The sequence below is a fragment of the Lactobacillus sp. ESL0259 genome (assembly GCF_003693045.1).
GTDB classification, from domain to species: domain Bacteria; phylum Bacillota; class Bacilli; order Lactobacillales; family Lactobacillaceae; genus Lactobacillus; species Lactobacillus melliventris.
Genome location: NZ_REHP01000011.1, coordinates 166,188 through 178,271 on the forward strand (window position 1 = coordinate 166,188; position 12,084 = coordinate 178,271).

9 protein-coding genes are annotated in these 12,084 nt (G+C 38.2%); 1 reads left to right on the forward strand and 8 read right to left on the reverse strand.

Annotated elements, in window-relative coordinates; all coding sequences use genetic code 11:
- Positions 1-70 precede the first annotated feature (70 nt).
- The 8 genes from F5ESL0259_RS08750 to F5ESL0259_RS08785 form a co-directional block, all read right to left on the reverse strand.
- On the reverse strand, positions 71-1,525 hold the full coding sequence (locus F5ESL0259_RS08750) for a gluconokinase (RefSeq protein WP_122038224.1): 1,455 nt from the start codon (positions 1,523-1,525) through the stop codon (positions 71-73).
- Between the two features lie 326 nt (positions 1,526-1,851).
- Positions 1,852-3,660 carry a pyruvate oxidase gene (gene spxB, locus F5ESL0259_RS08755; RefSeq protein WP_122038225.1) on the reverse strand — a complete coding sequence of 603 codons (1,809 nt, stop codon included), beginning with the start codon at positions 3,658-3,660 and terminating at the stop codon, positions 1,852-1,854.
- A 275-nt stretch (positions 3,661-3,935) separates the two neighbouring features.
- Positions 3,936-5,834 carry a tRNA uridine-5-carboxymethylaminomethyl(34) synthesis enzyme MnmG gene (gene mnmG, locus F5ESL0259_RS08760; RefSeq protein ID WP_122038226.1) on the reverse strand — a complete coding sequence of 633 codons (1,899 nt, stop codon included), beginning with the start codon at positions 5,832-5,834 and terminating at the stop codon, positions 3,936-3,938.
- A 12-nt stretch (positions 5,835-5,846) separates the two neighbouring features.
- Entirely contained in the window at positions 5,847-7,232 is a 1,386-nt protein-coding gene (gene mnmE / locus F5ESL0259_RS08765) for a tRNA uridine-5-carboxymethylaminomethyl(34) synthesis GTPase MnmE (RefSeq protein WP_122038227.1), read from the reverse strand.
- A 104-nt stretch (positions 7,233-7,336) separates the two neighbouring features.
- Positions 7,337-8,200, reverse strand: coding sequence for a membrane protein insertase YidC (locus tag F5ESL0259_RS08770; RefSeq protein ID WP_122026703.1), 864 nt, complete (start codon positions 8,198-8,200; stop codon positions 7,337-7,339).
- Position 8,201: 1 nt separating this feature from the next.
- Positions 8,202-8,570, reverse strand: a complete 369-nt coding sequence (rnpA, locus tag F5ESL0259_RS08775; RefSeq protein ID WP_110446855.1) for a ribonuclease P protein component — start codon at positions 8,568-8,570, stop codon at positions 8,202-8,204.
- A gap of 52 nt (positions 8,571-8,622) precedes the next feature.
- Entirely contained in the window at positions 8,623-8,763 is a 141-nt protein-coding gene (rpmH, locus tag F5ESL0259_RS08780; RefSeq protein ID WP_003549412.1) for a 50S ribosomal protein L34, read from the reverse strand.
- Between the two features lie 169 nt (positions 8,764-8,932).
- Positions 8,933-9,220 carry a hypothetical protein gene (locus tag F5ESL0259_RS08785; protein ID WP_122038228.1) on the reverse strand — a complete coding sequence of 96 codons (288 nt, stop codon included), beginning with the start codon at positions 9,218-9,220 and terminating at the stop codon, positions 8,933-8,935.
- Positions 9,221-9,617: 397 nt separating this feature from the next.
- Between F5ESL0259_RS08785 and F5ESL0259_RS08790 the strand changes: the two genes are divergently transcribed.
- The gene (locus F5ESL0259_RS08790) at positions 9,618-11,459 is read left to right on the forward strand and encodes an FAD-dependent oxidoreductase (protein WP_122038229.1); all 1,842 of its coding nucleotides are present in this window, start codon (positions 9,618-9,620) and stop codon (positions 11,457-11,459) included.
- Positions 11,460-12,084: the final 625 nt, after the last annotated feature.

The following is a 12,084-nucleotide window of genomic DNA, read 5'->3' on the forward strand; positions in this document are numbered from 1 at the left end:
GTGTTTGCGCACAACTTGCTTCATTTACGAAACCTAATATCATCTTTTACCAAAAACTGTAAATTAAAGGTTATTCAACCGCTAGCCATTCTTCTGTCATTAATTGCCTCACTTTGTTCCACTTCTTTTCCATAGTCACATAAATAGCATGGTTTGGGGAATTAACGTTGAAAACTTTTGCTATTTTCAATTCTTTTTGAATCATTAGTGGTGAAGCAATTATTTTTAAGCTTATCATCGCCAAGATGGCAGCCCCTAAAGCAGAAGCTTCAACTGATTCAGGCACATAAACTTTGTATCCCGTTATGTCTGCCAATAACTGGTCAAAAAATTGGTTTTTAGCCATCCCTCCGACTAATATTAAAGCTTCAGGCCTTTGTCCATTAAATTGATTGAGTTCCTTTATGATCAAATTTATATTATAAAGCTCCCCTTCCAATACTGCTCTGGCTAAATCTTTATTTGTATGAATTGCAGTTAATCCCATAAAGCCACCAGAAGCATCAGGATTCCAAATTGGTGCACGTTCACCAAAAATATAAGGCACAAAGAATAGCCCTTTAGCGCCTACAGGGCTTTTCTTGGCTAAATCATTTAGTTCCTCAAAAGTAGCTAAATTGAAAATCTTGTCTTTTAACCACTGCCACACATCACCAGCATTATTAGTAGGTGCACCAACCACCCAATTATTTTGATACTGATAATATGTAAATAATTTACGATTTTGACATAGTCTTAAAGTGTCAATATTTGTTCTGACGGCCGCAGAAGTCCCACAGCTAACCGTATAAAATCGTTCATCAATTTGCGGATTGCTTAAATTTGCCAGAGTCCCATCAGAGCCGCCAATTATAAGGGGTACTTTAATGCTACTTTCAAAATTTGGCACTTGAAAAGTTGTGTCTACTAACTGAGGGAGCTGTTCCTTTTTTATATTTAAATATTGCAGGATATTATCATCCCAATTTTTAGTATAGGTATTAAAAAGCCCCGAGGAATTCGCAGTTGCAAAGTCAACATAGTAGTGCTGCGAAAACTGATACAAAATATAGCTTTTAATATCAACAATAAAAGCAGTCTTATCCCATAACTTTTTATTCTTTTCTTTAAGCCATAACAATTTACCTAAAGGGAGCATGGGATGTAATGGTGCACCGGTATTTTTTGTCAGGTCAAACAAGTCATCTTTGATAATATCTTTTTTAAATGTATCCGTTGCCCTATTATCTGCCCAAGTATAGACATTAGTCAGAGGATGATTATTTTTGTCAATTAATATTAAAGTATGCATAGCAGAGGAAAAGCCTATACCTTTAAGTTCAACAATAGCAATTTTACTTTGTACCTCTGTTAAGCCCAGCTTAACTGCTCTTAAAATATCCTGAGGTCTTTCCTCCGCCTGACCTGTTTCTTCAGTAATTAACGGATAATCGTAGCTAGTTTGATAAACTATATGACCCAGTTCATCAAAAGCAATGGTTTTTGTACTTGTTGTCCCAATATCTACACCTATTACAATGGACATTTTTTACTTACTCTTCTTGATCCCTTCTATTAATCCGTATAAATATTCTTCAGCTAATGCTCGGTCAAATAAGCCGTAACCTGGCATAGCTTTCTCATCTCATCTGACAGTTTATAATCTTAAAACGTTATTGTCCAATTGACTACGGATATAGGCTTGAATACATAACTTAAAATATAAATGTTTAATTAGAAAGCCTAGGCTTCAAGCTAAATCATTGAAGATGCATCGTTGCAGCTGTTAGATTATCACCTGATTATTTTACAAATTTGACCAAATAAAAAGAACGCCCTATTGGACGTTCTTTTTTAAGGTTTTACACTTAATTAGTGAGCTGAAGCACCTGAAGTTGTGTCAGGTTCTGGCTCTGGCTCAGGTTCTGCTTCAGCTTCTGAAGCACCTGAAGCAGCATCTTCTACTAAGCCATACTTGTCAGCAAAGTAACTAAATGGTTTTAAGCCTTCAGCTTGATACTTCTTCACAAATTCTGGGTCATCAAGAGTATTCAATTCAGTTGAGTAAGGCATATCATGAGTGAACTTAATGTCAACTAACATTGGTCCATCCATTTCCTTGAATTCTTTAACTGCGTCTTCGAATTCTTTCTTAGTACGTACAGTTACACCTTTTACATTCATACCTTCAGCAACTTTAGCCCAGTCGTTGTTTGGCAGAATAACACCTGATAATGGTTGGTGTGATTCATCAACTTGTTCAGCTTCAATGTAGCCTAAAGTATCATTAGTGAAGACAACGTTCATAATGTGCATATTGTAACGAGCTTGAGTCAACAATTCTTGGTTCATCATGGCAAAGCCACCGTCACCACTTAAGTTCCAAACTTCACGCTCTGGGTGAGCAGTTGCTGCAGCAAGTGCAGCTGGTGAACCAAAGCCCATAGTTGCGTACAAGCCTGAAGTTGCCCAAGTTTGGTCATCATGCAAGTTTACTAAACGTTGGAAGTCAATGTTAATGTTACCAACATCAATAGCAAATTGTGCATCATCATCAGCGTATTTGTTGATGATGTCAAAGATTGGCTCACGGCGAATTGGCATTTCGTCTGAATCATCAAAGCTGTGTTCCCATTCTTCCCAGTTTTGACGGTCAGCAATAGCAGCCTTGTAAAGTGGTGATTCTTCACGAGCTTGACCTGCGTCAATCATAGCTTGTAAAGTCTTAGCACCATCAGCCAAAATTGGAACATCAACAGCGTGACGCTTGCCTAATTTTTCTGAATCAACATCAATTTGGACAACTTTAGCCTTAGGATCAAAGAAGAATAATGAGAATGGTGAGTCATTACCAACCCAGATAACTGCATCAGCATGAGTTTGGATATCATCACTTGGCTTAGGTGCAACACGACCAATTGAACCCATGTAAGCTGGGCATTTATCTTCAACAACACCTTTAGCCATAACTGAGGACATCAATGGGGTCTTGAATTTTTCAGCGAATTTTTCTAAGACATCGCCATGACCCTTCATACCTAGACCAAAGTAAACAACTGGGTTCTTTGCTTCTTCAAGAAGCTTAACAGCTGCTTCAACTTCATCTTTCTTAGGAGCTGCATAGTTTGGAACAGCCTGCATTGCATTGTAATTTACACGGTAATTGTCATCAATCTTGTCCCAGCCAAAATCCTTAGGAAGAATTAAGACAGCTGGACCCTTCTTAGCATAAGCTTGACGAATTGCTTCATCCATCATTGAAGGGATTTGCTCTGCACGCTTAATTTGGTGGTTCCAAACAGCAACCGGATCAAACCAAGGCTTTTCGTCAAAGGCTTGGAAGAAGTCCATATCCTGACGACCAGTTGGAACGTTAGCTACAATAGCTACCATAGGAACTTTGTCGTATTTTGCATCGTACAAGCCGTTCATCAAGTGAACAGCACCAGGGCCGGCTGAACCGAAGCATACACCGACCTTGCCAGTATATTTATATTCAGCTGAAGCAGCCAAAGCACCAGCCTCTTCGTGCCGTACCTCAATATACTTCAACTTACCCTTGAAGTCGTGGATAGCGTTCATTGTTGAGTCAAATGAGCCACCCGGAAAACCATAAATATGATCAATATGCCAGTCCAACAAAACTTGGAGCATGGCATTTGCGCCATTAATTTTTGCCATTTTAAAGTGCATCTCCTTAAATACATGTTTACTTACATATTGTATTAAAACATATAATTTCACAATTTCAAGTAAGCAAAATTAGTTATTAGCACAACATGTAAGCGCTTTGTAAAAATATTATCTTCACAAAGTTAAGCGCTATACTAATGACATTCAGATAACAGCAATAATTCCATTTGTGATTAGCTGATCATAACGACCAAATTTGTGCATTTTTTGGTGTATTTAATCCTCAGAAAATATTTTTTATAAAGTTTAAATTTTTACTAAATTTAATGTTGAATTTTCTGATAACGACCATTTTGCACGTAAACGCTTAAAATGGCCATATCTGCTGGATTGACTCCTGAAATACGTTCAGCCTGTGCTATTGTCTCAGGTCTGATTTTGGCAAATTTCTCTCGTGCTTCTGTTGCTAAGCCATCTATTGCACTGTAATCAATGTCCACAGGAATTTTCTTTGCTTCCTGCCGGTGCAGTTTATCAATTTGTTGCTGTTCCTTTTTAATATAACCGGCATACTTAACGTTAATTTCAATCTGCTCTCTGACGTAGCGCTCATTTGAAATATGCATCCCTGTCAAACGCTCAATATCAGTCACCTTAATCTTAGGCCTTCTTAAGAAAACATCAGCCTTCACGCCGGCTTTTAACTTTTCTTCACCAATACTTGCAAGATAATCCTGGACCTCTTTTGTAGGATGAACCGTGATCTTTTTAACAGCTTGGGCAGCTTGAGCAATTTGTTCTTTCTTTGCTAAGAACTTAGAATAACGTTCTTCAGAAATCAAACCAAGTTTAAAGCCATAATCCGTCAAACGTAAATCAGCATTATCATGACGTAAAATCAAACGGTATTCTGCTCGTGAGGTCAATAAACGATACGGTTCTTCTGTTCCTTTAGTAACTAAGTCGTCAATTAAAACGCCGATATAGGCTTCATCGCGGCCTAAAGTAAATCCCGGCTGACCAGCAGCCCGCAAAGCTGCATTAATGCCAGCAATCAGTCCCTGTCCTGCTGCTTCTTCATAGCCGGAAGTTCCGTTCATCTGCCCCGCAGTAAACAAGTTTTTAATATTTTTGGTTTCTAAAGTATGCTTTAGCTGCCAGGGATCAATCACATCATACTCAATAGCATATCCGGGGCGCATTAGTTCCGCATTTTCAAGTCCAGCTACCGAGTGCAGCATTTTTAACTGTATTTCTTCAGGCATTGAGGTTGAAAAATCGCCAACATAAACTTCTTTGGTATTTTTACCCTCCGGCTCCAAGAAAATCTGATGACGAGGCTTATCCGCAAAACGAACTACCTTAGTTTCAATTGACGGACAATAGCGCGGTCCTACACCCTTGATTTCTCCCGAAAACATAGGCGAACGGTTTATATTTTGGTTAATTATTTTATGGGTCGTCTTATTTGTATATGTCATCCAACATGAAACCTGATTCTTGAGGTAATCTTCATCTTTAGTTTCATAAGAAAAATGACGCGGAATTTTATCGCCAGGTTCTTCCTCAGTTTTAGAATAATCAATCGTATTACTGTTAACGCGTGGCGGTGTGCCCGTTTTAAAACGGCGCAGCTTAAAGCCCAGTTTTTCTAAATTTTCTGAAAGCTTAATTGCCGGTACAGTGTTGTTGGGACCGGATGAGTAATTCAATTCGCCAATAAAAATACGCCCGCGAGCTGATGTTCCTGTTGTGAGTACAACGCTTTTAGCATGGTACCTAGCTCCTGTGTTGGTAATTAACCCTCTGCAAACTCCATCTTCAACAATTAATTCATCAACTGTCGCCTGTCTCAAAGTCAAATTAGGCGTATCCTCAATCACTTTTTTCATCTGTTCGTGATACTGCCACTTATCGGCTTGTGCGCGCAATGCCCGTACAGCTGGCCCTTTACCTGTATTTAGCATCCGCATTTGAATATAAGTTGCATCAATATTTTTACCCATTTGACCGCCCAAGGCATCAATCTCGCGCACCACTGTTCCTTTAGCCGGGCCTCCTACTGATGGATTGCACGGCATAAAAGCTACCATATCAAGGCTAATCGTCAAAAGCAACGTTTTTTGACCCATTCTGGCACTCGCTAAAGCTGCCTCACTGCCAGCGTGACCAGCTCCAACTACAATGACATCATAATCATTTGAGTCATAACTTTTAATCATTAATTTTCACACCTATTTCCCTAAACAAAATTGACTAAACAATTCATTAACTAACTCATCAGGACTGCTTTCACCCGTAATTTGGCCTAGAGTGTCCCAGGCGCCGTTGAAATCAATTTGGGCAATGTCTAGAGGGACTTCATCTTTCAAGGCCTGAACAACGTCTTGCAGCTGCTTTTTGGCCTTTTCCAGTAAGCCAACCTGCCTTTGATTAGTTACCATGACCTGGTCATTTGAGTTCTCAATCCCCTTGAAAAACAGTTCTTTGATTGTTTTTTCTAATTGGTCAAGATTTTGTTTTTGCAAAATTGATATGGCAATAACTGGACTCTTGGTCAAATTTGTTATTTCAGCGGAAGAAATTTTTTGGCCCAAGTCGGTTTTATTTAAAATAACAATGCGCTTTTTCTCAGTAGTGGCTTCAATCAAGGAATAATCTTCAGGAGTTAATTCCTTACTTGCATCAAACAAGAGCAAAACTAAATCTGCCTTTGCCAGTGCTTTTTTGGAACGCTCAACCCCAATTTTTTCCACCTTATTATCAGTATGTCTGATGCCTGCAGTATCAATTAATTTTAAGGGGACACCTTTAACCGAGACATATTCTTCTAATGTGTCACGCGTCGTGCCGGCAACATCTGTCACGATTGCCGTATCACTTTGAGTCAGATAATTAAGTAAAGATGATTTCCCGACATTAGGTTGACCAATGATTGCAGTAGCTAAGCCGTTACGTAACGCCGTTCCTTCACTTGCCGTTTTGAGCAATTTATCTATTTTAGCAATAACAGACTGAGAAACACTCACCATTTGCTTAGCCGTGACAGTATCAGCATCATATTCTGGATAATCAATGTTGACTTCAACGTTAGCCAGCGTATCCAAAATTTCCTGTCTCATGGCCCTGATTTTCTCAAGCAGACCGCCTTCCAGCTGCTTTTCTGCCACTTGCCGGGCCTTATCGGTTTTAGCGCGCACAATATCCATCACGCTTTCAGCCTGAGTCAAGTCAATGCGGCCGTTAACAAATGCCCTTTTAGTAAATTCACCGGGATCTGCCATGCGCGCACCGGTTTTTAATAATAATTGCAAAATATGGTTGGTGACAACAATGCCGCCATGACAATTAATTTCAACAATATCTTCCCTGGTAAAAGTCTTAGGAGCCAGCATTACAGATACCATAACTTCGTCAATCACCTGCTCACTTGCAGGATCAACTATATGTCCATAATGAATAGTATGCGTCGGCACTTTAGTTAAATTCGCACCCTTGAAAACCTGATTGGCAATTTTAACTGCTTCTTCACCAGACATGCGGACAATAGAAATGCCACCTTCACCAATTGGCGTTGAAATCGCTGCAATCGTATCAAACTCCGTTAAAGTTTGTGCCATGATTTTCTCCTTTTCAATAAAAAAAGCGCATTATTCCACCATGAATAATCATGATGGATAAAGCACTTTGACTACTTTATCTAAATCATTAATTTAGATTAATATTATTTTCTGCGTTTTAACCGTTTATAAGTTTTGCGCAATTGACGCTTACGTTCGCGCTCTTGGCGCTCTCTTTCTTCCTGTTCACGCCGATATTTAATAGGGTTTTGCAGAATGAAAGTTTGAACCACCTGGAACAGGTTGGAAATTACCCAGTAAACTACAATAGCTGACTGGAAATATATACCCATTACACCAACCATAATTGCCATACCATAAGTCATAATCTTAGTTGACAAGGTTTGTGATTCTTTTGGCGTAGATAATTGACTGATATAAGTTGATATAAAAGTCAAGACCATAGACAAAATTGGCATAATAAAGTAGGGATCCGGCTTACCTAAATCCATCCACATAAAGTGGCCAGTTTGCAGTTGTGGCGTTTGCCAAATCGCACCATACAAAGCATACATAACCGGTAACTGAATAATTAAAGGCAAACAACCAGCATAAGGATTAATTCCTGCCTCTTTATAGAGCTTATTTGTTTCTTGCGAAAGCAAAGTTCGCGATTCTGTATCACTACCGGGATACTTTTTACGTAAAGCGTCTATTTCCGGCTGAATTTTCTGCATCTTGGTAGTACTCTTAATCTGAATAGCACTAAGCGGATACAAAATAAGCCGTACTATAATAGTAAAGATAATAATTGCCCAACCATAGTTGTTGCCTACCAGCTTCGATAGCCACAGCAAAAACGTGGACATGTAATAAATGACCCAGCGATTCCACCAGCTGCCGCTTGTATGTGAAACAGGTTCTGGCTTGCCGTTTGATGCACATCCTGTTAAGACAACCGCTAATGCAACTACTGTCAGCAGTACAAGTAGACGCTTGACATTCTTTTTAGTTAAAATGTCTTTCACTCTAATCTTCCTCAACTTTATTCGGTATCTCTTCAATTATATTGGCTAAAAAGAGTGCATGCAAGAGGTTCTTACGAACATCATCCCATTTAAAATCACGCGCATATGGTCTAGCAATGACTAAAAAATCAATATGTGGTTTAATCAAAGGTTTATTTTCCGTAAGAACAGCGCGAATATAACGTTTGAGGCGATTACGCACTACAGCAGTGTGTCCGACTTTTTTACCAACAGAAATGCCAACACGAAAATGCTTGTTTTCCGGCTTGTCCATTTGATAAATCACAAAAGCACGATTTGCTACTGAATTGCCTGACTTAAAAACTGTCTGAAAATCATTTTCTGTTTTAACACGATAAGACTTTCTCAAAACGTTTCATTCCACTCTTAAAAATTAAAAAAACCACTGGGATTTCAGTGGTTTAAGCAGATAAGACTTTTCTACCCTTTGCGCGGCGTCTAGCCAAAACCTTACGGCCATTTGATGTACTCATCCGTTTCATAAAGCCGTGAACTCTTGAACGGTGACGCTTTTTAGGTTGGTAAGTTCTTTTAGTTGTCATTAAACTACACCTCCAATTTTTTGTATGCAGACTGCACAATTTAATATCTAGGATACCATGATTAAAGTAAAAAACCAAGTAAAAAGAGAAAAAACATCAGGATTAATTACCAATTTAGGAATAATTTGTGACTTGGCTTAAACTGGCCGTAAAAAATTCTTGCAGTTTTCTATAACAAATCAGCCTTAGCAATTTCAATTGACGGGTAATGTCCAAGTGCTGACAAATCGGTATCAAGCGGGCAAGAATAAACCATATAATAATCACCATCTGACTGCTTGGCCGTCAGTTCTTCCAGCTTTTGTCTGGCGCGTTCAACATTCTGCGTAATATAAACTACACTAACAACGCCCACCTTTTCTGCTACACGTGCACTGATTGCAACACTGCCTTTTAGTATCACCTTTAAATTGCCGTCATCTTTCAGCCCCAACTCAACATAATCTTGATAATCCATATTGGTACCTCACAATAAATAAATATTTTTATTTGCTGTTAACCAGCCTATTCAGCACTTGGAGTAGTATCAAATAAAAAGCTTACTCATACTATTACTCCTTCAATTATAATGGTGCTTTCTTTACAATCAAGTTTGATTATAAGCTTTGTATGGACTTTCACAAATTACTTTAAATAATAAGTATTAGGTTATTGTATCGATTCTGAGACTATTTTTAAGATTGCCTTTACGCCGCTACAATGACACCATAATAAAAGCAATTTGGCTTACACAGCACTTCACATTCTTTACTCTTTTTTAATCATTCTATTACTTATTGATGATAAAATTATCTTTGGAGGCAAGCGCTTTCCGTAGCGCTTAATACAATTTTGTTATAATAAAGGAGATTTTTATGGTAAGTGGTGTTTTTAAAGGTGCTGCTCAAGGCTTTCACAGCTTATTAACCAGTAATGTTACATTAAAGGATGGTAAAATAATCAAAGTTGCTGTTGACGGTGTTCAGCCATATACGGTTGGTTCCTATGCAATACCAACAATGATTAACAGAATTGAAAAAGCCGGCAATACTGATGTGGATGTTGTTACATCCGCTTCAGTAAGTACTTCGGCAGTTGTTAATGGCGTAAATAAAGCCTTAGAAGTTGCTCAAGGAAAATTAACTGCAGACGATGCCGTTAATCCAAAAGTAAAACCAAGTAAAAAACCTAACTATCCGGTTTATGCCAAAGTAAACAATAACAAGTATATCGCATCTCAAGTGCAATTTGACGATACTTATGACGTGATTGTTGTTGGTTCAGGTATCTCTGGATTATCTGCTGCTATTGAAGCAAAAAAGCATGGTAACAGCGTAGTTATTTTTGAAAAAACAGGTATGGTCGGCGGAACCAGTAATTATTCCGCTGGTGTCATTCAGGGTTCTGGCGATAAATATCAAAAAGAATTTACAAGCTATCAAAATGACAATCCTGAACTACATGCTCAAGAGTTAATTCAAGCAGGTGAAGGCAGAGTAAATCCTCAGATGATAAAAGAATTAGCCGAAGATTCTGCTAATAACATCGAATGGCTGGCAAGCTTAGGAATAAAATGGACATCTGTTTATGGCCACAGAGTTATTCCTTATGAAAACAAGGATTACTTTGCGCAAAGAATTCACGTTTATGAACACGGTGGCGGTTTAGGCAGTGGCTGCGTAATGATTGACGCTGTCAGAAAAGAAGCTGATCGTTTGGGAATAAAGATTTTCTTTGATACTCCTGTAATTAATTTAGTAACCACCAGCTATACTGACAAATCAGTTGTTGGCGTAGTAACTAATTGCAAAGGCAAAACTAGTTATTATCGCGCCAATAAAGGTGTAGTCCTTGCTACTGCAGGTATTGACTATAACGAAAAACTAGCTAAAGAATTTGCGCCGCAACAATATCGTGATATTAAAAATCATGCCTTGACTAATTCTAAATACGATACCGGTGACGGTATTTTGATGGGATTAGCACTTAACGCCGCAACTGAAGGCTTAGGCGGCTCTATGGATGTTGATTTCAAGAGCAACGTAGGTGCAGCAGATAATTTGCCGACACCGCCAATGTTCTACGTAAATGGCAACGGTAAACGTTACGTCAATGAAGATACTACTTACGGTTATCTAACCCGTGCCACTTACCAACAAGAACTAATTTGGGATAAACCAACTTGGCAAATTTTCGACTCATCAACCTTCTCTACACCATTTTCACCTTGGAAATCTGCTGCAGACACGGAGAAAGATATTAATTCCGGTCAAATGTTTAAAGCAGATTCAATTGCAGAATTAGCTGCTAAAATCAATGTACCAGCTGAAAACTTAAAGCGGCAACTAGAGACTTGGAATGAAAACGCCGCAAATGGTGCAGATAAAGAGTTTGGCCGTAAAGAAGGCCTGCAAGAATTACATGCGCCATTCTATGCTTATGCTCACAAGGACAGCAATTTTGGTGCAATTGGCGGCTTGAAAGTAACTACTAATTATGAAGTAGTTGATCAAGATGATCAAAAGATTGCTCACCTGTATGCTATCGGCTGCAACTCCGGTGGCTGGAATGCAAATTATTACCCATCATCAGGTACTGCCTTAGCCGAAGGAATGCATTCAGGCCGCAGAGTCGGCAGAGTCCTGTCTGGTCTAGTAGAAGAAGTTGATGTTACACCTGCAGAAACTGATGTAACAACTGGTTCATCAGAATATTAAAAAACTAATTTTTAGACAAACAAGAAAAGCGTTTTTACTAAATTTTATTTTAGTAAGGCGCTTTTTCTTTGCTCAAGTTAAAAACAGCTTCTGTCGTTTTTTCAAAGTAATAATTTTGTTTAAAGAATTTTGCCAGCTTGAAGCCAAATAATTATAAGTTATTAATTATCAGTAGTACGGAGTTTTAAAGTAATAAGTGTGATCTTGCATTAGCACAGATTACTTTTTATTTTATGTTAAGACAAAAGCAAACTTTTCTGCATTGCCGCAAGAATAGATTTCGTCATATTTGTTTAAAAATGAGAGCTCAAAATTATCCACAAGTGTAAATTCACATCATTTTACACAAATTTATCCACAATCTACAACCTGTTTATAAAATTATCCACAGTATGTGGATATCATAATCAATATAGCTTGCAATATACTGCTATTTCAGTAAAAGATTTCCACAAGCTATAATGTAAATAAGATAAATATTACCCAATTTTTTTAAGCTAAAGTGAATTTCTTTCTAAAATCTATCCACAGCTTGTTAATTCTGAATTCTTTTTGTGCACCTGTGGAAAACATTTTTATTAGATGGTAAAATAAGTTTTGCGTAACGTAAGCGGAGGGAAATATT